Origin of the sequence: Oribacterium sp. NK2B42, assembly GCF_000424445.1 — a bacterium.
In the GTDB taxonomy this organism is placed as follows: domain Bacteria; phylum Bacillota; class Clostridia; order Lachnospirales; family Lachnospiraceae; genus Oribacterium.
In genome coordinates this window covers 19,602-45,402 of the sequence record NZ_AUJX01000034.1, presented here as the reverse complement: position 1 = coordinate 45,402, position 25,801 = coordinate 19,602, and the positions used below count along the sequence as shown (strand labels likewise).

The 25,801-nt window shown below is 43.0% G+C and carries 22 protein-coding genes and 1 pseudogene; 22 read left to right on the top strand and 1 reads right to left on the bottom strand.

Going from position 1 to position 25,801, the window contains the following annotated elements:
- The 20 genes and pseudogenes from G625_RS21280 to G625_RS0109790 all read left to right on the top strand — a co-directional run.
- Positions 1-905: pseudogene (locus G625_RS21280) on the top strand (Rpn family recombination-promoting nuclease/putative transposase); the annotation flags it as partial.
- Positions 906-1,276: 371 nt separating this feature from the next.
- Positions 1,277-2,251 (top strand): hypothetical protein, encoded by a 975-nt coding sequence (locus G625_RS19280; protein ID WP_049895836.1) that lies wholly within the window; start codon positions 1,277-1,279, stop codon positions 2,249-2,251.
- A gap of 81 nt (positions 2,252-2,332) precedes the next feature.
- On the top strand, positions 2,333-2,497 hold the full coding sequence (locus tag G625_RS22420; protein ID WP_156885090.1) for a hypothetical protein: 165 nt from the start codon (positions 2,333-2,335) through the stop codon (positions 2,495-2,497).
- Positions 2,498-2,592: 95 nt separating this feature from the next.
- Positions 2,593-3,321, top strand: a complete 729-nt coding sequence (locus tag G625_RS19275; RefSeq protein WP_049895835.1) for an IS1634 family transposase — start codon at positions 2,593-2,595, stop codon at positions 3,319-3,321.
- Positions 3,322-3,326: 5 nt separating this feature from the next.
- Positions 3,327-3,491 (top strand): hypothetical protein, encoded by a 165-nt coding sequence (locus tag G625_RS22415; protein ID WP_156885089.1) that lies wholly within the window; start codon positions 3,327-3,329, stop codon positions 3,489-3,491.
- A gap of 221 nt (positions 3,492-3,712) precedes the next feature.
- Positions 3,713-4,972, top strand: coding sequence for an ATP-binding protein (locus tag G625_RS0109860; protein WP_029200998.1), 1,260 nt, complete (start codon positions 3,713-3,715; stop codon positions 4,970-4,972).
- 194 nt (positions 4,973-5,166) lie between these two features.
- Positions 5,167-5,364, top strand: coding sequence for a hypothetical protein (locus G625_RS0109855; RefSeq protein ID WP_029200997.1), 198 nt, complete (start codon positions 5,167-5,169; stop codon positions 5,362-5,364).
- A 197-nt stretch (positions 5,365-5,561) separates the two neighbouring features.
- The gene (locus tag G625_RS0109850; RefSeq protein ID WP_029200996.1) at positions 5,562-5,867 is read left to right on the top strand and encodes a type II toxin-antitoxin system RelB/DinJ family antitoxin; all 306 of its coding nucleotides are present in this window, start codon (positions 5,562-5,564) and stop codon (positions 5,865-5,867) included.
- A 120-nt stretch (positions 5,868-5,987) separates the two neighbouring features.
- Positions 5,988-6,698: a LytR/AlgR family response regulator transcription factor gene (locus G625_RS0109845; protein WP_044932205.1), complete on the top strand. Its 711-nt coding sequence runs from the start codon at positions 5,988-5,990 to the stop codon at positions 6,696-6,698.
- A gap of 87 nt (positions 6,699-6,785) precedes the next feature.
- Positions 6,786-8,078 (top strand): ATP-binding protein, encoded by a 1,293-nt coding sequence (locus G625_RS0109840; protein WP_029200994.1) that lies wholly within the window; start codon positions 6,786-6,788, stop codon positions 8,076-8,078.
- 203 nt (positions 8,079-8,281) lie between these two features.
- Positions 8,282-10,279: a glycoside hydrolase family 2 protein gene (locus G625_RS0109835; RefSeq protein WP_029200993.1), complete on the top strand. Its 1,998-nt coding sequence runs from the start codon at positions 8,282-8,284 to the stop codon at positions 10,277-10,279.
- A gap of 34 nt (positions 10,280-10,313) precedes the next feature.
- Complete coding sequence (locus G625_RS0109830; RefSeq protein WP_029200992.1) at positions 10,314-11,843, top strand: MFS transporter; 1,530 nt, start codon at positions 10,314-10,316, stop codon at positions 11,841-11,843.
- 14 nt (positions 11,844-11,857) lie between these two features.
- On the top strand, positions 11,858-15,061 hold the full coding sequence (locus tag G625_RS0109825) for a glycoside hydrolase family 3 C-terminal domain-containing protein (protein ID WP_029200991.1): 3,204 nt from the start codon (positions 11,858-11,860) through the stop codon (positions 15,059-15,061).
- 2 nt (positions 15,062-15,063) lie between these two features.
- On the top strand, positions 15,064-15,507 hold the full coding sequence (locus G625_RS0109820) for a hypothetical protein (RefSeq protein WP_029200990.1): 444 nt from the start codon (positions 15,064-15,066) through the stop codon (positions 15,505-15,507).
- A gap of 305 nt (positions 15,508-15,812) precedes the next feature.
- Entirely contained in the window at positions 15,813-16,700 is an 888-nt protein-coding gene (gene rbsK, locus G625_RS0109815; protein WP_029200989.1) for a ribokinase, read from the top strand.
- A gap of 1 nt (position 16,701) precedes the next feature.
- Positions 16,702-17,118: a D-ribose pyranase gene (gene rbsD / locus G625_RS0109810; protein WP_029200988.1), complete on the top strand. Its 417-nt coding sequence runs from the start codon at positions 16,702-16,704 to the stop codon at positions 17,116-17,118.
- A 15-nt stretch (positions 17,119-17,133) separates the two neighbouring features.
- Positions 17,134-18,627, top strand: a complete 1,494-nt coding sequence (locus G625_RS0109805; protein ID WP_029200987.1) for a sugar ABC transporter ATP-binding protein — start codon at positions 17,134-17,136, stop codon at positions 18,625-18,627.
- A complete protein-coding gene (locus G625_RS0109800) occupies positions 18,617-19,552 on the top strand; it encodes an ABC transporter permease (RefSeq protein ID WP_029200986.1) in 936 nt (311 codons plus the stop codon). Before G625_RS0109805 ends, G625_RS0109800 begins: the two co-directional genes overlap by 11 nt.
- Positions 19,553-19,601: 49 nt before the next feature.
- The gene (locus tag G625_RS0109795; RefSeq protein WP_029200985.1) at positions 19,602-20,603 is read left to right on the top strand and encodes a D-ribose ABC transporter substrate-binding protein; all 1,002 of its coding nucleotides are present in this window, start codon (positions 19,602-19,604) and stop codon (positions 20,601-20,603) included.
- A gap of 88 nt (positions 20,604-20,691) precedes the next feature.
- A complete protein-coding gene (locus tag G625_RS0109790; protein ID WP_029200984.1) occupies positions 20,692-21,669 on the top strand; it encodes a LacI family DNA-binding transcriptional regulator in 978 nt (325 codons plus the stop codon).
- A 209-nt stretch (positions 21,670-21,878) separates the two neighbouring features.
- Here the strand turns inward: G625_RS0109790 and G625_RS0109785 are convergent, their stop codons facing one another.
- Positions 21,879-22,694 (bottom strand): hypothetical protein, encoded by an 816-nt coding sequence (locus G625_RS0109785; RefSeq protein ID WP_029200983.1) that lies wholly within the window; start codon positions 22,692-22,694, stop codon positions 21,879-21,881.
- 237 nt (positions 22,695-22,931) lie between these two features.
- Between G625_RS0109785 and G625_RS0109780 the strand changes: the two genes are divergently transcribed.
- Positions 22,932-24,326 carry an alanine/glycine:cation symporter family protein gene (locus tag G625_RS0109780; protein ID WP_330365032.1) on the top strand — a complete coding sequence of 465 codons (1,395 nt, stop codon included), beginning with the start codon at positions 22,932-22,934 and terminating at the stop codon, positions 24,324-24,326.
- 194 nt (positions 24,327-24,520) lie between these two features.
- Complete coding sequence (locus G625_RS21275; protein WP_029200981.1) at positions 24,521-25,801, top strand: hypothetical protein; 1,281 nt, start codon at positions 24,521-24,523, stop codon at positions 25,799-25,801.

Here is a 25,801-nt window from a genome sequence, read left to right as displayed (position 1 = left end):
CTGTGTTTAATGGATATTTTTTCAACAACGATAAGGTCATAGATCCGGCAGAACTGGAGCAGGCGGATACAGCGTATACAGAGTCTGTAAGAACGGAGATCAAGATTGACAAGGTAAATAAGTACAGGGATAATGTTAGAAAGACATCAGGAGGTCTTTTTGTAATTTTAGGAATAGAAGACCAGGCCAAGATACATTATTCTATGCCGGTAAGAAAGATGTTGTATGATGCATTGGGGTACAGTGCGGAGATAGCATCGAAGGGAAACGCTCAAGATAAGAAATCATGGACAGTAGATGAACGTCTCTCGGGTGTTTCAAAGGGCACAAAGGTAACGCCTATAATTACGGTCGTGTTTTACACAGGTGAGGAAGTTTGGGATGGACCAAGGTCGGTGCATGATATGATGGATATAGATACGAGAGTAAGGCAGTTTGTGCCGGATTATCCGTTGTATGTGATAGATATGGGACATGACCGGAATCTGTCGTTTTCCAATGGTCCTTTAGAGGAACTGAGGGCAGCATTGTCAGCAATTTATGCCGACACAGCGGATAGAGATGAGAGGGAAATAGAATGTAACATTATGGCCCTTGCTGGTATATTATCTGGAGATAATAAGCTTTATGAAGCGGCACAGGGAGAAGGGAGACAGAAGATGTGTAAGGTTCTTGAAAAACGTGATGAGAAGATTTATATGCAGTTCAAGTCTCAGTTTGAAGAGATGGATGCAGAGTTGGCAGAAAACAGAGCTGAGCTGGCAGAAAACAGAGCTGCGCTGGAAGAGAAGGATGCCGCATTAGAAGAGAAGAATGCCGCATTAGAAGAGAAGAATGCTGCATTAGAAAAGAAGGATGCCGAGATAGCGGCTTTAAAGGCAAAGCTTGCCGAGCTTGGACATTGAGTGATGACACATATGCGCTTTTTTTAAAAATCTTGAACCGTGTATCGGGAATTTTTTAAGCACATTGGAACCGTGTATCGGGAATTATTTATAAACTTCAAAGGATGAACCGTGTACCAATGTGGTACAGTTTAGGTCAAATTAAGATTCATTCAAATTGACATTGAATCACTTTAGACAATATGCAGATTTTTCTAACTATGCTATGATTCACAAGTCAGCTAATCATACCTCTTCATTACTCAACTTTCCGGAGGTGTTATGGGAAACTACATCACCTTCATAATCACAAAAACAAAGTCCCAATTTATCAAAATATCATTAAAAGAATCCGGGTATAGTGTTATACTCAAGTTTAGAAAAGGAACCTAATGGAAAACGCAAAACTAAATATCAACTTTCAGTACAAGGACAGGCTATTCCGCCTGTTATTCGGGCGTGAAGAAAATAAGGCAGATGTGCTTGAACTTTACAATGCTTTAAACGGCTCGGATTACAAGGATGCATCTGAACTGGAGCTGTTCACTATCGAAGATGTCATTTACATTAAAATGAAAAATTACGTGGCCTTCATTCTCGACAGTTACCTGTCCCTGTGGGAACAGCAAAGCACAGACAACCCTAATATGCCTGTGCGGGGATTAATGTATTTCGGCAAGCTTTACAGTAAATACATAAAATCAAGGAAACTGAACTTATATGGTATAAAGCAGATAATGCTTCCGACCCCGAGGTATGTGGTGTTGTATAATGGTACTAAAGATGCCCCACCCATAAAGACATTAAGACTATCTGGTGCTTTTATTAATCCTGACAAGTCCGGAGATTTTGAGTGGACTGCTACTGTATATAATCTGAATGAAAAAAATAATGCTTGGTATAGAGCTGCCTCCCAAGGCTCTCAAAAGCCTTCTGGGATGCAAGCGGTCATTGATGATTCACAGAATAAGGGTAGTCTTATCCGGGACGAAGTGAAGATCATTAACTTGCGGAGCAAATGTAAGGTTCTTGATGAGTATATGACCCTTGTAGAGAGAATAAGGGACTCTCTTTCGGAAGCTAATGATATTGCAAAAGCTGTTGATGCAGCTGTGATTTCTTGCATTAAGGATGGAATTCTGGCGGAATTCCTTACAAAACACAGAGCGGAGGTGTTGGACGTGTGTATAACAGAATTTGATGAAAAAACCTTTGTTGATGGAATTAAAACAGAAGCAGCTGATGAAATGGTTACTGTCTCAAAGCGATTAAAAAATGGCGATACAGCCAAGTCATTAATAAGCAAAGGATTTGATCCTGATATAGTTAAAAAAGCGGAAGATTTACTGGTTGCTTTATGTCAATAAGTTGCTGTTGCCATGCTTTCGTGCATTAAGGGCGGATTTCTGGTAGAATTCCTCTCTTCACACAGAGCGGAGGTGTTGGATGTGTGTATAACAGAATTTGATGAAAAAACCTTTGTTGATGGAATCAGGGAAGAAGGGCGTATCGAAGGTCGAGAAGAGGGTATGGAAAAAATGCAAAGGGACTTAGTGTCAAGGATGCTTAAGAACGGTAAATGTGAATTTCCTGAAGGATTAACTCACGGCTAAAAAAATATCGAAAAAACCACGGATTTACGCCGAAAAACCTGGATTTTGGCAATCTTGCTATAAAGAAGGTAGCTGAGGATTATCACCTCGACGATATGCTGGCCGATATCATAGGGGACGATGCCGGCCTTTTTCTGGATCTTGCCGCGTATAGCATAATAGCTGAGAACAAGAAAAGCGCTGAAAGAGAAAACTTCGAGGATAAAATCGATAAACTGGCGGCATTCCTGAAGAAGCATGAGCATGAGAAGATACCTCTCGGAAAGGAACTTGAGAAATACTTTGATCTCATATACAGCAAGAAGGGTGAACCAGATGAAAAGTTCATGTTCGCCAAAGAGAAATATGAAGAGATAAACAAGGTGATTGACCTTTGTGGATACTTCGTCATTATCACATCCGAGAAAATGACTGCAAAGGAAGCCTTGGAATTGTATAAAGGCAGAGATGTTTCGGAGAAGCTTTTCCGTCAGTATAAGTCCTACATGGGAGATAAGAGCTTCAGGGTACACTCTGCGGAATCTATACATGCAAAGATTTTCATAGAGTTTGTGGCGCTAATCATCAGAAACAAGCTTTATAGGATGCTGAAGGACTACAAGATAGAAACTGAAAGCAAGCAGAATTATTTCTCGGTTCCGGCTGCAATCAGAGAACTCAGCAAGGTGGAAATGATAAGGCAGGCTGATGGTAACTATAGGCTTGACCATGCGGTAACAGCCACATGTAAAACCCTGTTCAAGGCGTTTGGGATCAACGATGCAAAGATCAAATCCGGTGTAAGAGAGATCACCGCATGTTTAAAGTATTCTGAGAAGGCGTAAAGAAAATGAGACGAGGAAGGGAACCGGCGTCATCAATAGACGAACAGGTTGAGAAACAGAAACAGATTGTTCTTAAGGATAAAGAAAAGATTGACAAGGACATAGCAATCCTTGATGATCTCATGAAAAAAAGGAGGAGCTCCGGAACAAGAAGCTCCTCGACGCTATAACTAAGAGTAATAAGAGCTTTGAGGAAATAATGGCCTTCTTAACGGAAAATACGGATGGGGAAAGCGAGGAGAGTTAAAAGGTCAGGAAATTCACAACATGACTAATGCGGAATTGGATTCCGAATTAGTCACATTCAACTTGTTGATATATCCGGAGCATGATATAATTTGACTAATCAGGAATCACATTCCGGATTAGTCAATTTGGAGGGCTAGATTCAATGCAATATATCACAAGAGCTATTGAGGATGTGGTAGCACATTCTGCCAGTACTTTTAAGTGCGTATTGATCACAGGGGCTAGGCAGACAGGCAAATCCACGTTGATTAAGCATTTATATCCTGAAATAAAGCAGATATCGTTTGATGACCCATTCGCGGAAGAACAGGCAAAGAATAATCCGGAGATGTTCATGTCATTAAACACTCCACCTATATTTTTGGACGAGATTCAGTATGTGCCCTCATTGTTTAGATATATTAAGCAATCCAGTGATAATAATGATTCAAAAGGTTTATTTTATCTTTCGGGATCTCAGCCTTTCAAACTTATGGAACTGGTATCTGATTCATTGGCTGGCAGAGTGGCTATTATCGAACTTCCTCCATTATCACTTAGAGAGATAATGGAGAGCAGGTTTACTGAACCATTTCTTCCTACTATGGATTATATTAAGAAGAGAAATACAGATGCTGTAAAGCCTGATAATATCTGGAGTATTATCCATAGAGGCGGATATCCTGAGATGCAGGATCCGGATATGGATTGGGCCATGTTTTTTTCCAGTTATGTCAAGACATATTTAGAGCGGGATGTCAGAGAGCTGGCTGCAGTCCAGGATTTGGACGCATTTCGCAGATTTATGGTAGCTTGTGCGGCCAGAACAGGACAGATGCTTAATTACTCAAATATAGCTGATGAGGTCGGTAAGGATGCGAAAACTATAAAGAATTGGGTCTCTGTTCTGGAAGCTTCGGGAATTGTATATATACTTGAACCATATGCTAACAGCGCATTAAAAAGAGCAATAAAAACTCCTAAACTCTATTTCAGAGATACCGGATTGGCGGCATATCTTACAAGATGGCTCACCCCTGAAACATTAGCGACAGGCGCAATGAGTGGAGAATTTTTTGAAACATTTGTGATTTCAGAGATATTAAAAAGCTATTCTAACAGAGGATTAGATTATCGGTACTTTGTTTCATATTACAGAGGGAAAGATAAGAAGAAAGTCAAAAAGAACGGTGATGAATCATACGAGGAAGCAGAGATTGATTTTATCGTAGAGCAAGATGGTATCCTATATCCTATTGAGATCAAGCAAAGCAGCAATGTTTCTGCTGATATGACATCGGCCTTTCAGGTGTTGGATAAGATTCCTGAAAAGAAAAGAGGAACAGGAGCAGTTGTATGTATGTGCTCTATGCCAGGTGCTTTAAGAGATAATGTACTGCAAATCCCATATTGGTACATATAATATTTCTCCGATTTGAAATATGATTTTTCTCCGATTCGGAACTTGTGGGGGACGGAGTTAATGAACCATAAAATGGTCCATTAACTCCGTCCCCCCGGGTTCATTCCAAAGAGAATAACTTGACCATCAAGTGTCCCTTTGACATGATAAGGGACAGCTTAAGGGACACCTTAAGAGAAAGATGAGGGACAGCTATGGCACTGCCGATCAATGTGGGACTTATGTTTTTCAATGAGAGTCCCGATGATTTCTTCCCTTATGCCCAGATAGAGGTGGTTATCAAGCCAGATACGATTCGAACGATAGTGAAGGAACTGCTTGAAAATGGAGAGGCTGAATACAGTTATCCGGAGAAAACAAACAATCCGAACCAGAAGATCAGGCTGAAATAAATGCTTTGGATGAAAGAAAACGAGGAGAGTTAAAAGGTCAGGAAATTCACATATAGATATAAAAAATTCTCCGGAAGAATTGCTGTGGAAATTAGATCGTGCAAAAAACAATTAGAATCCACATTCAGTGAAGTATAAAGGTATCTCGCATTGTAACGCAAACTGCGTTACAATGAATAAAAGGAGTTGATATACATATGGAGAAAACAGCAACACTTAATTTACGAGTTAATCCTGCAACGAAAAAATCAGCTGAAGATGTGCTTTCACGTCTGGGAATTCCTATGTCTACAGCTATTGATATGTATTTAAGACAGATTACGCTTACAGGTGGAATTCCTTTTAAGGTTTCATTACCTCAGGCACCAGATGTTATTAATGCAGATCTTATGACGACTGCAGAGATTCATGCAAAATTGCAGGAGGGCTTTGAGGATATTGAAGCTGGACGAGTACAGGATGCAAAGGCAGCATTTGCAGCTTTTAGAGAGAACCACAGATGAGAGAATATCCTGTAAAAATTACTGAGAAAGCATTGCGTGATATGGATGGGATATATGAGTATATCGCAGTAAATCTGCAATCACCGGAAAATGCTATGAGACAGTATGGATGGAGTGTTTATGAAACAGTACAGAGTGGAAATCGTAGAAGATGACCTGGAATATTCGCAATTCCTTACCCGGTGCCTGGATAAATATGGTGCGGAAAAAGAAATTGCTTTTTCCATCAAGTCATACAGCAAAGCAGAGAGCTTTCTTGAGGATTACAAGAAGGCCTGTGACATTGTGTTCATGGACGTAGAACTTGGAAAAGGCTTTTTGAATGGAATGGAAGCAGCCAAAAAGCTACGTGTACTGGATCCTACTGTTCTTTTGCTCTTTGTTACCAACATGCCTCAGTACGCTCCTGAAGGCTACAGCGTGGATGCGCTTGATTACTGTCTTAAACCCATAAATTATAATGATCTCAGCGTAAAGCTGGACAAAGCAATGAGGGTGCTGTCTCAGAGAGACGGGATTCCTGTCAGGATCAAGGACAAGAATGGAACGAGGATCGTGTCATCAGGTGATATCATGTACATTGAAGTTATGGGGCACGACCTTATGTTCCACACTGCAGGTGATGTCATAACCTCTTATGGGGGCCTTGGCGAGAGGGAAAAGGAGCTTTCAGGAGTGAATTTCGCCAGATGCAGCGCCTCAGCACTTGTCAATCTCTCATATGTAAGAGGGTTGTATGGCGATGAGATAGAAGTCGGTACCGACAGGATCAAGATAGGAAGGTCAAAAAAGAAAGCTTTTATGGAGCAGCTTAATACCTATCTTGGATGATATCGGTACCGGCATTCGGAGGAAAAGGTGTGAAATGACTTTTCATCATCATTTGTGCGCCGGCCGGTTTTGGGAATGGAGTCTGTCGTGTTAAATGCGGAAATGCTTAGTAAATTCGAATCAATAGGATACATCATAGAAGTTCTGATGGCGGAACTTCTATTTTTGCATGCTTATAAAAAGAGAAATCTCTTTTGGGTCAGGTTTCCCGCAGCTGCCGTTATCGCCGGGATCATAGCTTCAGGTATCACCTACCCTGCAGCAAGTATCGCCATATACAGATTTATGTTTTTCTTTTTCATCATAGCTTTGACTGTAGGGGTGATGCTTTTTTGTTACAAAGGGAATTTATTTTCCATTGTTTCTTCCTGTATAGCGGGAGTTGCAACGCAGCACATAGCCTTCAAACTGATGACGATCATAAGTCTTATCCCTTCTATGAGTGCTCTTTTGGAAATCAGTGTGATCTACAGGATAATAGTGGAGATACTGACCCTGACAGTGGTTTATACCATAGTATATTTAATGGTCGCAAGATCCCAGGTTCCTGACAGGGGGAGCATAAGGCTCAATGTTTTATCCGTCATCGTTGTTCTTATGTGTATCGGAGTTAACAGACTGGTGGCCGATGCAAAGGACTTAAGCAATGAGGTCATCGTGGCCAGCAGCATTTATGCAATCCTGTGCTGCAGTTTTGCTCTTTCCATCCAGTTCTATCTGCATAAATGGCAGCAGGAAAAGGCTGAATCGATGGTCATAAAGGGACTTTTGTCGGCGTCTGAGAAACAGTATGAGCAGTGGAAAGAGATGGTTGAGTTCAACAATATCCAGATGCATGATCTTAAGCACCTGCTTAATCATATAGAGCATTTAGCGGGTAAAGAAAAGACTGATATCCCGGATCTTTCACCTATAAGGGAGTCTATAGAAGGCTTTGCGCCTATCGTAAGAACCGGCAATGATGTGATCGATGTACTTCTTCGCAATATGGGAGCTCTTTGCAGACAGCAGGGTGTCAGGCTTAACTGCGTAAGCTTTACTGATAAGCTTGATAAGTTTGACAGTATGTCCCTTTATTTTCTGTTTGGCAATGCTATAGACAATGCAAGGACCGGAGCTGCCTCTGTGTCAGACAAGGAGAAAAGACTTGTGGATGTCAGTCTGAAACAGTTTGGTGATTCGGTTATCATACACATCTGGAATTATTTTGAAGGGGATATCACTTTTGAAGATAAGCTTCCTGTCAGTAAGGATCTTGAAAACGGACATGGATTTGGGATAAAGAGTATAAAAGTGATAGTCGATAAATTCGGAGGAGCCTTTAAAACACAGGTAGAAGGTGATGTATTTCATCTGAATATTATACTTCCACTCACATAAAACATCTATATAACTTAATATCAGACCTTTGAGAAAGATGCATCTTTGTGCATCTTTTTCTTTTGTACATAAATAAGTTCAGAGACATGTAAATTATGTTGTGAAAAGTGTCGATTATTCCATCTCGGTTGAATGGGATGTTGTGAAATTGTTATGATGTGGACGCTGACAGGAAACTGCAGAAAACGATAAGGAGATAGTTCATGCGAAGATTTTTTTCCCTTAATAAGGACTGGCATTTTCAGATAGAAGGCAAATATGATGAAAAGGTTGACGTTCCTCATACCTGGAATGCAGTTGATGGTCAGGATGGCGGAAATGATTATCTGAGAGCATTGGCGACCTATGAAAAGACCTTTGATGCGCCTGTTTTTGATAAGGACAAAGAGTGCGTTTATATACAGTTTGATGGAGTTAATTCAGAAAGTACTGTTTATCTGAATGGAGAAGAGGTGATCCGCCATGAGGGTGGGTACTCAACATTCAGAAAGGACATAACAGATTATCTGAAAGACAAGGATAACCACCTTAAAGTTTTGGTGGATAACAGGCCAAATACAAGGGTCTATCCGCAGAAAGCAGACTTTACATTTTATGGAGGAATTTACAGGGACGTAAATCTGCTGGTGGTCAGCAGGAGCCATTTTGATCTTGATCATTATGGAACAAGAGGGATCCGGATCAAGGCAAAGCCTGTTGAAGGCTACAAAAAAGCTATAGGTAAGGCTTTTCTGTACGTAAACAGTGGCAGTGCTGATGTGAGCATTGAGGTTCTTGATGCTGATGAAAAAGTGATCCATGAAGCAAAGATCTGCCATGAAGACAGAAGGAGTCAGCAGGAAAAGAGTTCCGGTGATGGCAGTTTTTGTTTAGAACATGAATTTATCATCGGTGATGTTCATCTGTGGGAAGGCATAAAGAACCCCTATCTATATCATCTGAAGGCCACCCTGATTGAAGCCGGAGAAGCGGTAGATGAGATAGAAACAAGATTTGGTGTAAGAGATTTTCATTATCATCCAAAGACAGGTTTCTACCTGAATGGAAAAAGCTATGCGCTTCACGGCGTATCAAGACATCAGGACAGAAAAGGCCTTGGAAATGCCATAACAAATGAAATGCACAAAGAGGATATAGACCTTATCTGCGAGATGGGTGCCAATACCATAAGACTTGCTCACTATCAGCACAGTCAGTATTTCTATGATCTTTGTGATGAGAGAGGAATGATAGTCTGGGCAGAGATCCCTTACATCTCCGAGCACATGCCTGATGGAAGGGATAACACCATCAGCCAGATGAAAGAACTTATCATACAGAACTACAATCATCCATCTATCGTCTGCTGGGGAATATCCAATGAGATCACGATCTCAACAAAAAATAAAAAGGACATGATGGAAAACCACAGAATACTTAATGATCTGTGCCATGAAATGGATGATACGAGATTTACCACACTTGCCTGCTATGCGGCGTGCAGTCCCTTCAATAAGGTGGCACATATCACAGATACAGTCAGCTGGAATCTGTATCTCGGCTGGTATGTTCCGGGACTGTTCTTAAATGATCTATGGATGAGATTCTTCCATCTGGTTTATCCGAACAGATGCCTGGGTTATTCAGAATACGGATGTGAGGGAATGCCCAACCTTCATTCTGAAAATCCTCACAGAGGTGACCACACTGAGGAATACCAGGCTGTCTACCATGAGTACATGCTGAAGTGCTTTGAAAGAAATCCGTTTATGTGGGCGACACATGTCTGGAACATGTTTGATTTTGCGGCAGATGCCAGAAATCAGGGCGGTGAACCCGGAATGAATCATAAGGGTCTTGTTACTTTTGACAGAAAGACAAAAAAAGACAGCTTTTATCTCTACAAAGCATGGTGGAGCGAGGATCCTTTCGTGCATATAGCTTCAAAGAGATTTGTTCAGAGAACAAAGAACAGGATCAGGCTCAAGGTTTATTCAAATCAGAATGAGATAACTCTTTTTGCAGATGGAAAAAAGCTTGAGACAAAGCATGGACAGCATGTGTTTGAGTTTGAAGTAAGTCTCGGTGAGATAGGAAAAGAAACTGATATCACTGCCGTAAGCGGAGCTTTCAAAGACTGCGCAAAATTTGTGAGAGTTGCAGCTCCAAATCCGGAGTATTGCCTTAAGGATCCGGGAGATAAAGGGGCTAACTGGACCTGATTCGGAATACAGATGTGAAAATAGGAGTATGAAAATGGGAAATACTGTTACACAGGAAAGGGGCAATAAAGCAAAGCCCTATCAGCTGGTGCTTTTTCCTCTTAACAATGGAGCTACCAATGTCTACTATGTCCTGGTTTTGTCCTACATTGCGACCTTTGGCTCTAATGTTCTGAACCTTGGGATCTTGTTTGCATCGATCATGGTTACGGGAATGAGAGTGTTTGATGCTTTCACAGACCCGATCATCGGTGCGCTGATGGACAGGACCAACGGCAAATTTGGTAAATTCAGACCATTTATGGTCATCGGAAATATCATAATGGCACTCAGCATCATAACGATGTATATGATAACGCCAAATATTCCTGAGAGTATGATGGCTTTCAGATATATAGCTTTCGTGGGTCTTTATGCCATATGGGTTATCGGATATACATTTCAGACTTCCTGCACCAGAGCAGGACAGACGGTTCTGACTTCCGACCCTTCACAGAGACCGCTTTTTACAATCTTTAATACAGTCGGATCTCTTGCGGGAATGGGAGTTATGCAGTTCCTTGCACCGATCATAAGAGCAAATGTTGCAGACTATTCAAGTGCGAGCTTTTACAGGGTGCTGACACCCATCGGGATCACAGTGTCGATGGTGCTCACAGCACTTGCGATCATCGGGATCTGGGAAAAAGATCAGCCGCAATACTTCGGAATCGGTGGAGCAAAACAGGAGAAGGTCAAACTTTCGGAATACGTCGAGATCCTTAAGAACAATGACCCTATGAAGAGGCTTATGATCGCCGGCGCCGGATGTAAGCTGGCTCTGTCCATAGCAACCAATACCACTGTTTTGTGCATGCTATATGGCTGCATGATGGGAAATTACGATGGTCTCTATCTTCCGATGATGATAGTCGGCTACGTGTTCTCAGTACCGTTCTTCGTTTTGACAGTCAGAACCAGCCAAAAGAAGGGGCAGAAAGCATCGCTTCTAAGGTATGTATCGGTGGCACTTATGTGCTACGTAGGAGTATTGGTCCTCCTCCTTTTTTGGAAAGAGGGTGTGCCATCAAGGAATCTTTCGTTCTTGTCTGATGGCCGCGTTTCAATAAATCTTTATACCGTTTTATTCATCTTGCTTTTTGGTATCGGTTATGGCGCTTATTACTCAACGGCTGATATGCCGATTCCTATGGTGGCAGACTGTTCGGATTATGAAACTTACAGATCGGGAAAGTACATACCCGGAATCATGGGAACGCTTTTTTCACTGGTAGATAAGCTTGTTTCATCACTTTCCGCAACAGTCGTAGGTATAGCTGTAAGTATTATCGGAATACAGAATCTTCCAACTGCAGAGACGCCTTATTCATCAGGCATGAATGCGGTTGTTATCATGCTTTTTTGTATAGTTCCCATGTTGGCCTGGGCTGTAACCCTGATCGCAATGAAGGGGTACGCTCTTACGGGGGAAAAGATGCGGCAGATCCAGGAAGTCAATCTGAAGCGTAAGGAAGCTATCGCAAATGGCATGAGCATGGAAGAGGCAATGAAAACTATAAATTGATAAGGAGAAAGAAATTGAAAAAGACAGGTATTTTCAGAGGACTGGCAGCTCTTATGTCATTTTTACTGTCAATCTCAGTAATAGTTGGTAACACACTGGAATCTTTTTCAACAACTATCGATACGGCTCTTGGTACCCAGAGTGAGATGATGGTTACAGATGACAAAGATGCAGTGTACGACAGGTTCACACCACCTGCTGAACTTTTGAATGAGGATGGAACAGGTAATTCACACGCACTTATCCAGGCTGCGATGGATCTTAACAGAGAGCAGGCAGCAGAAGGAACGGTACTTCTTAAGAATAACGGAGTACTCCCACTTGCATCAGGCGCAAATGTGACATTATTCGGGATCAGATCCCAGGTTCCTATCCTTGGTTCAAGCTTTGGTGTCAAGGCATTTGGCGGATTTATAAATCTTGATGAGGCGCTTCAGAACAATGTAACTGATTTTGCGCATCACATCACAACATCTCTTTCCCAGAACTGGGCAACAGGCCAGATTGAGAGAGGATACACAACAGGGGACTGGAGCGGAGATGAGTTTGAGTTTGATGGAGCAGGATACAAGGTTAATCCTACCATGACTTCCATCTACACAAAGCTCAATGAGACATATCTTCACACAGAAAATGCCGGACCTTCTGAAGAGTATGATCCGGGTGAGCCTTCCGTAAAAGAGATTGAAGGTGTTAATGCAGACTTCAGGAACAGTTTTGCTCAATACGGAGATGCTTCGATCGTTGTTATCGGAAGACCAAGCGCCGAGAGTGAAGACTATCTTCCAGGCGGAATAGTTGCCGGTCTTGGTGCAGAAGAGCCTATTGCTCTTACAACCAACGAGAAGGATGCCATCGCTCTCGCAAAAGAGTGCAGTGATAAGGTCATCATCCTTGTGAACAGTGCATCTGCTGTAGAGATCGGTGAGCTTAAGAACGATCCTGAAATTGATGCGATCCTCTGGATAGGAGCACCGGGAAGCTATGGCCTTCTGGGAGTAGCGGATATCCTCTGCGGAAAGGTATCACCTTCAGGCGGACTTGCAGATATCTTCCCTACCTACAACATGTCTGCTCCTGCAATGCAGAATATGGGTAACTTCTCATATAAGAACGCAGCAGATGTTATCACACGAGAGAACAGCAGCAATTACATCATAGAGGCTGAGGGCATCTATGTCGGATATCGCTACTATGAGACAAGATACTATGATGCAGTTCTCGGACAGGGAAATGCAACAGGAACAGCAGGAACTTATGCTTCTGGATCAGGCTGGGATTATGATGCAGAAGTAGCCTATGGATTTGGATATGGACTTTCATATACTGCCTTTGATATGGAATTTGAGGGAGAGCCTGTATTTAATGTTTCAAAGAAAGATGATGTAACTACTGCAACAGCTACCTTCAATGTGAAAGTCACCAATACAGGAAATGTACCGGGTAAAAAGAGCGTACAGATCTATGGTCAGGCTCCTTATGAGCGGGGCGGAATCGAAAAGAGCGCCATCGTTCTTCTTAACTACGGCAAGACCGGACTTCTTCAGCCGGGAGAGTCTGAGGTTGTATCTGTAGATGTTGATCTTCAGTACATTGCTACATATGACAGCTCTTACGATAACGGAGACGGAACTTACGGATCATATATCGTGGATCCCGGAACATATTACTTCGCATTTGGTAACGGTGCTCACGACGCACTCAACAACATCATAGCTTCACAGGGCGTAGCAGTTGAGAACCTTGTTGGAGAGGCTAATGCAGACTATGCATTCAAAACAGAGATCACTGAGGATACACTTTCAAGAACAGCCTTTGCTTACAGTAAAACGGGCACAAAGATTTCTAATCAGCTTGACTATGCAGACTGGAATCATTTCCAGGAGGGTGAAGTTACTTACTTAAGCCGTGCAGACTGGAATGGAACTTATCCCAAGACATACTCAGATATGACTCTTACAAGTCAGGAGATGATCGATTATCTCAATGGTAAGTACTATACAATTGCGACTGATGATGATACTTCCGGAATCGAATGGGGCAAGAAGAGTGATCTCATGTTTTATGAGATGGCAGGCCTTGACTTTGATGACGAAAAATGGGATGAACTCCTTTCCGAGATGACTCTTGAGGAGGCTCAGTACCTTGCAACCTTTGGCGGCCCAAGTATCCCGGGTGCCGAATCTATCGGAACTGTAGAAACTTATATGACAGAGAATGCTGGTAACGGTATCGCGGTTAACCTTAATGCCTCCAAGGATACAGAAGCCCCATGGAACATCAGTCCGGAAGATCCAAACGGCAACTGGCATCCTGAAGTATTCGGCAGCAGCCCTCTTACAGCAGCTTCCTTTAATCCGGACCTTGCTAAGAAGCTTGGTGAGTTTATAGGTATAGAGTCACTCTTTACAGGTATTCCTATCCTCTGGGGACCGGGACTTAATACACATCGTCATGCTTACAACGGACGTAACGGTGAGTACTATTCAGAAGATCCGATCCTTTCAGGATACACAGCAATGGAATTTGCTATCGGAGCTCTTGAATATGGTCTGATCGCAGCACCTAAGCATTATGCATTTAATGATCAGGAAACAAACAGAGCAGGTGTTGCTCCGTTTATGACAGAGCAGCGTGCAAGAGAAGTAGAACTCAGGGCATACCAGATTGCTTTTGAAGCAACCAAGTATGATACAGAGGATAATGATGCGGGAATGAGAGGTCTTATGATCTCCTTCTCCAAGATTGGTCCGGTTGAGTGTACTGTAAGTACCGGTCTGATGACAGAGATCCTTAAGAATGAATGGGGATTCAAGGGTTATGCAGTGACAGATATCTATGATGACTTTGATCTTTACGGATCAGTTCTTACATCGGGAACAACCTGCTATGACACAAGAGGTATGTCGGGATTCTACGCAGATACAACTCTTACCAGCCCAAGATTTGCTAACCAGGCAGATGGCTCAGCTATCAGCGCAGCAGTATTTGCGGGCGATGCCAATGCTCAGCAGGCTGTTAAAGAGTCTGCACATAACGTACTGTATGCGATTGCATCAAGTAACCTTATGAACAGATATAATGAAACAACTCATGTTGTTAAGTTGAACACATGGTGGAGAACAGCTTATCATTCTGCGATCGCTGTAACAGGTATTTTAACGGCAGTATTTGCAATCCTGTTCGTACTCTCCAAGAGAAAGGAAAAGGAGGCTTGAGTATGTCAGAATTTATGAAAAAACAGAGTGTGGGAGCATACTTCAATGTAATTGCTGCAATTCTCGGAATAGTTGGTATCATTGCTGCCTGCGTATGCAGCAGTATGACTGTGACTTACGCGCTGGGAAACCTGGGAATTATCATCGTGCAGGGTGTTTTGGGAATCGTCCTTGCCTGTGCAGCCGTTGTGCTTCCCAATATTTTCGGAAATCACGATATCTGCAGTACTATCGCGGTTTGTGTTTCCATCGCGATGTTTACAGCAGCTTTCGGACAGGTTCTCTCAGAGAGGATCCTTCTGATCGCAGGACTCTTTAGCTACGACTCGGTAAATACTGTAGGCTGGCAGGTGTTTTATGTGACAGTTGTTTCAATCGCAGCCTTTATCATAGGGGCGCTTTTGATGATCATCGGAGCATTTACACGTTCAGTTAAAGAAAGATAAACGGCAAAAAACATGCGTTTATAGATGAGAGATAAAGAGGCGATAGTTTTGTGAAATATATACAAAACTATCGCCTCTATTATATTAAAAATATAAAATTCAACAAAGACATATTGACATGACAGTCATTGATTGATAGCATATTGCTATAACGTGAAACGCGTTTCAGAAACCCGTTTCAAATAAGTTTTTTAATGAATGAGTTGCCTGACGGAAACACCGAAACACCGGCAGGTATCCCCGGGTCAGGTAAGAAGACCTTCCGGTTGCCTGTTCCCGAAGTGAAGTAGAAAGGAAGTGTTGTTTTGAAAATAGCTGTAGTCGGAAGCATTAACATGGATCAGACAGTTATTGCAGAGCGCATCCCGCTGAAGGGAGAGACTCTCAAGGGTTCGGAGCTTCATTATATTCCGGGCGGAAAGGGTGCCAATCAGGCGGTAGCCATGGCAAGACTTGGCGCAGAGGTTTCCATGTTTGGCTGTGTGGGTAATGACGATAACGGAAGACAACTGATCGAAAACCTCAAGTCTAACGGAGTAAATACAGATAATATAAAAACAGTTGAAGGGGTTCCTACAGGAATAGCTCTTATCACGTTAGGGGACAATGACAACACCATAGTTGTCGTGGCCGGGGCAAACGCCTGTGCAGGCAAGGCCTATATTGATTCCATAAGAGAAGAGCTTGTGAAATTTGATATGGTGGTTCTCCAGCATGAGATCCCGCTTGAAGCTGTTCATTATGTTGTAGATATCTGTTCAAAGGAGAATATTCCTACAGTACTTAATCCTGCTCCTGCAGCAGAGGTTCCCAAGGAAATAGTAGATAAGGTAACCTACCTTACCCCTAACGAGCATGAAGCGGTACTGATCTTTGGAAATGAAAAATCAGAAGAGGAGCTTTTGAGGGAGTATCCTGAGAAGCTTATCATTACAAAGGGAAGCAAGGGCGTTGTGACCTGCCTTAAGTCAGGTGAAATTCTCAGTGTTCCCTGCAGAAAGAGCAAGGTGGTTGATACCACCGGAGCAGGCGATACCTTAAACGGCGCTTTCGCTGTAAGGATTGCAGATAAAGCTTCAATGAAGGAAGCCTTAACCTATGCAAACACCGCAGCAGGTCTCTCCATCGAGAAGATGGGTGCCCAGGGTGGAATGCCTACAGCAAAGGAAGTTGAAGCTGAATTGGAGGTTTAAGATGAAAAAGAATGGAATATTAAACAGCGATATATCCCGGGTTCTTTCATATATGGGACATACAGATCAGATCTGCATCGGAGACTGCGGTCTTCCGATTCCTGACAGCGTAGAGAGGATCGATCTTGCAGTTAAGTTCGGGATGCCGAGATTTATGGAGGTGCTTAATGAAGTTGGTGCTGACATGAAGATCGAAAAGGTGATCCTTGCGGAAGAGATCAAAACCATGAACCCTGAAGTGCACAAGGAAGTGCTTAATTTTTTGGAGAAAAATGAAACGGGTTTCAAAATCGAGATTGAATATGTTCCCCATACAAAATTAAAAGAGCTTACAAATAACAGTAAAGCAGTGATTCGTACCGGAGAAACAACTCCTTACGCAAACATCATCCTTCAGTCAGGCTGTATATTTGGTTGATAACAGGAGCAGATAATGAATATAAAAATGAGTGGCATCAATAAAGCCTTCGGCGGAAATCCGGTCTTAAGGGATGCGGGATTTGAGCTTGGCGATGGAGAAATCCACGCGCTTATGGGTGAAAACGGTGCCGGAAAATCAACATTAATGAAGATTTTAACCGGTGTTTACACTAAGGACGCCGGAGAAATATATGTAGACGGTCAGGAAGTTTGTTACAAAAATCCTCAGGAGGCAGAAAAGGCAGGAATCGTCTTCATACATCAGGAGCTGAATGTTCTCTTCGATATGACGGTTGAGGAAAACATGTTCCTCGGTAAAGAGATCACTAAGAAGTTCGGTGTTTGCGACAAGCAGGCGATGAGGGCGGAAGTAAAGAAGATACTTGATACTCTCGGAGTTAATATCAGCCCCGCAGCAAGTATGGATACTCTTTCCATCGGTCAGCAGCAGATGATTGAAATCGCAAAAGCCCTTATGGTGGATGCACGGGTCATCATCATGGATGAGCCTACGGCAGCACTTACCCAGAAGGAGACAGAGGTTCTTTTCGGGGTTGTGAGAAGCCTTAAGGAAAAAGGCGTATCCATCGTTTATATCTCTCACAGAATGGAAGAGATTTTCGAGCTTTGCGACAGGATCACAATCCTTCGTGACGGTCAGTACATCGGCACCAGAGAAATCAGCAAGACTGATATGACTGAAGTTGTCAAGATGATGATCGGCCGTGAAATCGGTGAGAGATATCCGGAAAGAGATGTGAAGATCGGAGACATTGCCTTCGAGGTTAAAAATCTTAACTGTCCCGGAGTTTTCTCTGATATAAGTTTCCAGGTCAGAGCCGGAGAGGTTCTCGGTGTTGCCGGTCTCATGGGTGCCGGACGAACAGAGATCATGCAGTCCATATTCGGAAATATGCCAAATGTCACCGGACAGATTTTTGTGGAAGGAAAAGAAGTTCACAATAAGAATCCGGAGCAGGCTATGAAGAACGGCATCGGTTTCATCACTGAGGACAGAAAGACAGAAGGTCTGATGCTTGAAGAAAGCATTATGAAAAATATAGCCATAACCAATCTTGGCAGGATTTCAAAAAACGGAGTTCTGAATAAGAAGAGTGAAATGGATATGGTTAAGGCTGGTATTGAAGAGCTTCATATCAAGTGCACAGGACCGGAGCACTACTGCAATAAGCTGAGCGGTGGTAATCAGCAGAAGGTGGTATTTGCAAAATGGATTTTCACAGATCCTAAAGTTCTTATCCTGGACGAGCCTACAAGAGGCGTGGATATAGGTGCAAAAAAGGAAATCTATTCAATAATTAATAACCTTGCCGCACAGGGCGTTGCGATCATTATGGTTTCTTCGGAGCTTCCGGAGGTTCTGGGAATGTCCGACAGGATAATGGTTATTTCAGAAGGAAAAATAGGCGGATTTATCGACAGGCAGGATGCAAACCAGGAAAATGTCATGATTCTCGCTACAGGAGGCCAAAACGATGGAAAGTAATAAATTAATAAATAAAATTCAGGATCTGGGGGCACTGATAGCTCTTATAGGTCTGGTCCTGGTTATCAGTATCATAAGCCCTCAGTTCAGAACTATCGATAACTTCTTATCCCTGGTTCGACAGTCATCCATTAACGGATTTATAGCATTCGGTATGACCTGCGTTATCCTTACCGGCGGTATCGATCTTTCGGTAGGTTCAACACTTGCTCTTTCAACGGCATTCTGTGCTTCCTTCATCAAAGGGGGAATGCCGGTGGGAATTGCCATGATACTTGCACTTCTCATCGGTGTAGGCTGCGGACTTGTCAGCGGAACACTGGTTACAAAGGGAAGATTACAGCCCTTCATAGCTACACTTATCACCATGACAGTGTACAGAGGTATCACCATGATCTTCATGGATGGAAAGCCGATTTCGGGACTTGGAGACAGTTTCCTTTTGAAGTTCGTAGGAAAGGGAAGCCTTTTCGGAATCCCGTTCCCTGTAATCTTATTCGTCCTTGTATTCCTGCTTTTCTTCTTTGTGCTTCAGAAGACAGTATTCGGAAGAAGAGTCTATGCCACAGGCAGTAATGCTGAATCAGCAAAGCTTTCCGGCGTAAACATTAACAAAACCAAGCTTATCACCTATGCAATCTCAGGCGGTATGGCAGCACTTTCAGGTCTCATTCTTTTATCAAGACTTGCATCTGCACAGCCTACACTTGGTAACGGTTACGAGCTTGACGCCATCGCATCGGTTGCCCTTGGCGGAACAAGTATGAACGGTGGACGCGGAAGAATCTGGGGAACCTTCGTAGGTGTACTCATCATTGCGGTACTTAACAATGGTCTCAACATCATGGGAGTTTCTTCATATTATCAGTCAGTTGTAAAGGGAATTGTCATTCTCATTGCGGTTCTTTCAGACAGAAAGCGTTAATGGGAATTGAGAATAAAATAAACATTTAAGCAATAACGGAGGAGAAAAAATGAAGCTTAAAAATTTATTCACAGTTGCAGTAGCGGGTATTATGGCAATGTCAGTTGTAGGCTGCGGTTCAGCAGTATCAGTTGACGGAGAGAAGAAGGCAGAGGCTACAACAGAGGCTGCCAAGGCAGAAGCTGCAACAGAGGCAGCTAAGGCAGAAACAGAGGCAGCAGCTGAGGCAACAGCAGCAGGCTCAGGCACAATCGGTTTATCACTTTCAACTCTTAACAATCCTTTCTTCGTAACCTTACAGGAAGGTGCTCAGGCAAAGGCTGCTGAGCTTGGAATGGAACTTATCGTTGTTGATGCAGGTGATGATTCTGCTAAGCAGGCAAGTGATATCGAGGATCTTATCTCAAAGAATATTTCAGTTCTTATCGTTAACCCTGTTGATTCTGATGCAGTAGCACCTTCAGTTGAAGACGCTATCGCTAAGGATATCAAGGTTGTTGCAGTAGACAGAATGGTAAATGGCGTTGACGTTGATTGTTCTATCGCATCAGATAACGTAGCAGGTGCTCAGATGGCAGCTGACTATATCGTAGAGCTTGTTGGTGAAGGTGCAAAGGTTGCTGAGCTTCAGGGTGTAAACGGTGCTTCTGCTACTATCGACAGAGGTGAGGGTTTCCACAAGGTAGCTGATGAGAAGCTTGACGTTGTAGCAAGCCAGACAGCAAACTTCAACAGAGCTGAGGGTATGTCAGTTATGGAGAATATCCTTCAGGCTAATCCTGATGTTCAGGCTGTATTCGCTCACAATGACGAGATGGCTCTCGGTGCAGTTGAGGCTGTCAGCGGCAAGGATATCGTAATTGCAGGTTTCGATGCCACAGATGATGCTATCGCAGCAGTTAAGGAAGGAACAATGGCTTGCACAGTTGCTCAGAAGCCTGACCTTATGGGTGCAACAGCTGTTGAGACAGCTCAGAAGCTTATGAACGGTGAGACAGTTGAGAAGTCAATGCCTGTAGAAGTTAAGCTTGTTACTAAGGAAAACGCATAAAAGTATGATAGAATCGTGGAGAGAGTAGCACAAAACGATTCGGTGTCAGCTTTTGACACTCACATGAAGACATACGGAGAAGGACAAGATGGCTACGATACGTGAGGTTGCAAAACTGGCAGGAGTTTCTCCTGCCACAGTTTCCAGAGTTATGAATGGAACTGCAAATGTTGATGATGATAAAAAGAACAGAGTATTGGAGGCCATTGAAAAAACAGGTTTTCAGCCAAACCAGCTGGCAAGGGCTCTGTTCAAGAATTCCTCACGGCTTGTGGGACTTATCGTTCCCAATATCGATAACCCGTTCTTCAGTGAACTGTCCCGTAAGATAGAGGAAGAAGCTTTTAAGCGCGGTTATCACATAGTGCTTTGCAGCTCAGGTAATAACAGTGAAAAGGAACTAAGCAATATCAGTATGCTGAGCCGCATGAAAGCGGACGGAATCATCCTTATCACAAACGGTGAGCATACAGGACAGATGATAAAAGATACCGATCTTCCGGTGGTAGTTGTGGACCGGCATATGACGGATGGAGGCGAGATCGCCTATATAGAATCCGATCATTATACCGGTGGAGTTCTGGCCACGGAACACCTATATGAATGCGGCTGCCGGAAGATAATCTGTCTCCGGGGACCGCAGGAATATGCCAGTGGCAGGCTAAGATTTAAAGGTTATCAGGATGTCTGCAGAAAGTATGGGCTGGAGGAGATGTATATCGATACGGCTTATACCTTCGAAGCGGGTTTGAAATCAGCAGAGCTCCTGTTGGAAAAGTATCCTGAGGCAGACGGAATCTTCGCCGCCAACGATATAGTGGCTATATCTACCTATAAAGTTCTGAAGAACCATAAGATCAAGGTTCCGAAGGATGTGAAGCTTGTGGGCTTTGATGATATCAGGTTCAGTTCCCTGATGACACCGGAGCTTACCACCATAAGACAGCCCATATCAAAAATGGGAGAGCTTGCGGTAGAGATCATCTGTAATTACGCAGAAGGAAAGCCCTATGATACTGCATGTATCCTGGGAGTGGAGCTGATTAAAAGGGAAACCACAAAATAGGATATGCAATTAGTTGGAGACTTCATCTGATTTTTTTAAAAGTATAAAAAAGGCATCTAATCTGAACAGTCAGGTTAGATGCCTTTTGGCATTTCGATGGGGTTTCAACTACGTTTTTCATCGGAGACGATTATCGCCGACGAGAACCGGTTCCCGCGGAACTATTGTGTCGAAATATGTAGAAAAAGATTTCTGTATATTTTTGTGTATCAGCCAACACCACCTGAACCTTCGTAATCCCATGTTTTAAGGATTCTTCCGCCGTTGCGTCTTTTGAATACAAGCTTTCCTGAAGATGTCCAGGCAGTGCTTCTCCATTGGAGGGTGATGGTATCTTTGCCGTTATAGGTCATGTCATACCACTTGTCTGATATGGTACTTCTGCCACCCCATTCGTAGCCGTCTGCGGTTGCCATATTTAATGTATCACCATTTGGATTAGCAGAATCATAGAGGTCGTAAGGTGTTCCGGAACTCATGTATAATCCAAAATTCAAGGTTGCAAGATAGTCATCACTGGGGTTGACGTCTACCCATAGATCAACTCTCTTATCACTGTTGTAGCCGGACTGATCGCGGTTATCATAGTATCCATCGATAGAGTAGTATTCGCAGATGTCATCTGAACTGCCTTGTCTGCCTTTGGAAGGATCATATTTCCCGGTTGCATCGACATAATATCCGTCAGGAGTCCAGGTACTTGTAAGCATTATACCATCGGAACCGACATAATAGTCTCCGACCCACTGATCATGCGCCATGGCACCGCTTCCCGTAAAGTAACGCCAGCCACTGCCGGGATCATACCAGTAGTTTTCTTTCATCCAGCCATGCTTATCAAAATAATATTTCTTTCCATCGATTGTGTAAATACCGTCCTTCGGATATGAACCGTTAGTGTATTTATACCACCATCCGTAATCGCCCCATTCCCAAACACCTGAGTGTGCCAATGCAGTAAGGCTGAACATCATCACGAGAAAGCATGTCAGCCCAAGTGTCGTCAATGTCTTTTTTAACTTCATCAGTAACCTCCTTTTGAAAAAAATCACGCAACATATACCTTGTGGGTAGAATTATCTACCAAATATAGATATATAAAAATATATTTCTATTATACCAAAAAACTGATAAAAATGTTGTTAAAAATCAGTAATGACACAAGAAATCCATCGGGGACGGTTTTCGGCGATGGATTTAGTGCTAGGTTTATGCATGAAATTATGGTAAACTTATGACTTAGTACTTTAAAGCAGAGGTGTGTGAAAGTGGAACTTATAAGTAAAATTTCAAGTGAGCTAAATAGTATTGTCTGGGGAGTACCAACCCTTATCCTTTTGGTAGGTACCGGAATATATTTCACGGTCAGACTGGGATTCCTCCAGTTTACAAAATTTGGATATGTAATGAAGAACACTCTCGGCAGACTTTTTGAAAAACGGTCCAGTGAGAGTGGTACACTTACTCCCATCCAGGCCCTGACTACGGCCCTTGCGGGAACGGTGGGTACCGGAAATATCGCAGGTGTTGCCGGCGCCATAGCTATGGGTGGTCCGGGAGCCATCTTCTGGATGTGGGTTGCAGCAATTTTCGGAATGTGTACAAAATATGCCGAAATAGTACTTTCTGTTCATTATCGTGAGAAGAACGAAGCAGGAGACTATGTAGGCGGCCCTATGTATTATATAAAGAACGGTCTCGGAGAAAAGTGGAAGTGGTTAGGCATCCTGTTCTCCGCTTTCGGAGCTATAGCGTCTCTGGGTATAGGTAATATGACCCAGATCAACACCATCGCTACATCCATAGGATCTGTGGTCAAGTCATTCGATTCTGAAATCTCAGGTGATAACCTGCAGAGAATATACATGGTCATCGGAATAATCGGAGCGATCCTTACCGTACTGGTTCTTTTCGGCGGAATGAAGAGAATAGGTAATGTTACCGAAAAGCTGGTTCCTATCATGGCTTTGGTTTACATTATTGTTTCTGTAATCGTTGTTATCACTCATATCGGAAGTCTTGGCGAAGTTTTTTCAAAGATAGTTACAGGAGCATTTGCTCCTGCGGCTATAAGCGGAGGGCTCCTGGGTGTTACTATTCAGCAGGCAGCAAAGGCAGGCTTCGGACGAGGCATCTTCTCCAATGAGGCCGGTCTCGGTACAGCGGCTATAGCACATGCGGCGTCAGATGTTGATCATCCGGTTCATCAGGCTATTTACGGTATTTTTGAAGTATTCATGGACACAATTGTTATCTGTACACTTACAGCGGTTGCCATCCTTATCTCCGGCTGTGCAGACAACTTTTATGGAAAGTCCGCCGGTACAGATCTGACTATCATGGCCTTCAGTACAACATTTGGTGAAAGATGGGCATCTATCATTATCGCTTCATGCATCACCTTATTTGCCTTTTCAACGCTCCTTTCATGGAGCCTTTACGGTTCAAGATGCCTTGAGTTCCTGTTCGGCACAAAGGCTATCATCGTATATCAGGCAATCTATGTTATTTTCATAGTTGTGGGCTCCACAGTTCAGCTCAGCCTTGTATGGGAGATTGCAGATACCACCAACGGACTTATGGCGGTTCCGAACCTTATTGCGATTTTGATAATGTCTCCAAAGGTCATTTCTCTTACTAAAGAGCATTTTAAGTGACCCCGTAACAAAATTTCGATTTTGAAATGATAAATAACATTGCCGGGCAAGGCAGGTGGAAGGAATTCCGCCTGCCTTGCTTGTTTTTATTTATTTATGCTGATTTTTTAGCCGAAGTATCTGATATACGGATTCGAATCCGGTCGTATGCCTGATCATGTATAAGGCATCGAATGCTTTGCGGGGGATGCATTATGAAGATTAAAAAATCAGTATACATAGCTCTTATAATGTCTATATTATTGTTCTGTGCCTGTGGCTCTGACAAAAAAACTAAAACCTCTACAAAAAAGCCGAAGGAAGTCATAACAAAAGTTGAGACCGGTGCTGCTGATGAAGAAGAAAATGAGGCTTTGATAGGGGAAGAGGCGCTTAAAAATGCTCTCAGACAGAGACTGGAAAGGTGTTTAGGCATAGAGGGCTCTTCGGGGGCGTCTCTTAAGACTTTACATCAGTCAGTACAGCTTCTCAGGTTAACAAGAGAGGGTGAATATTCGTTAAACATCATTACTCCTGTTGTCAGGGAGTTTTATGATTCCTTAAGTGACGATGACCGGAGAGATTTTTTGAAGACCTGGGATGGTATCGATTATTACACAGATACAATTCTGAACGATTTTTTTTCCATAAGCGGAATGCTTGAGGATGCCGGCGATCTGGAAATAGGGAAAGAAATATCCTACGATGACACCATGAAGGATAAGTGGGCGATTGTGCGCCAGGGAATAACAGGTGTTTTGCCGGAAGCCGTGCCGGAAACAGAAGAAAGCAGTAAAACGGATGAAAGCACTGCTCCCGATGGCAGTAAGATTTCGCTTGAAACTGATGCCGATGGTAATGTTATATTGCAGGAGACCGATGAAAGTGAAGAGGTAACAACTACCGGGACTGATGCAGGCGAAAAATCTGTAAAGTCTGAAAAACAAAGAGACACAGAAGATGAAGATGAGACGGAGAATGATAACAGAGCCGGAAATAATATCAGGTATACACAGGCAGTCGTTGTTGAAGAGGAGATAGAGACAGAAAAAGAGACAGAAGAAGAAACAGAAGAGAAAACAGAAGAGGAAACAGAGGAAGAAACGGAAGAAGAGATATATGAGGAGGAGACAGAGCCTACAGTCAATTATCCCACACTTGGTGATTATTCAGAAACTACTGAGCCGGAATTTAGTCCAACCACTGGATATACCTCTACCGATACTTATACCAATACATATGCAAACACCGGAACGGATACATTCACAAATGTGGTTATCGTATCTGTGGATGAGAAGCTGGATCCCGCCGAGCTTGGTGGTCTTTCCTCGAAATATGATCTACGGCTGCTCTATGATTATCAGAATTTTGATATGTATGCATTTTCCTGTGACAGTGCCTCCAATCAGGATCAGATGGATTTCCTGATGGCAATGCTTAAATCCGAGAATCACATCACCGCCGTTTCGCAGGACAGCAGGGCCGAACTTCATTGA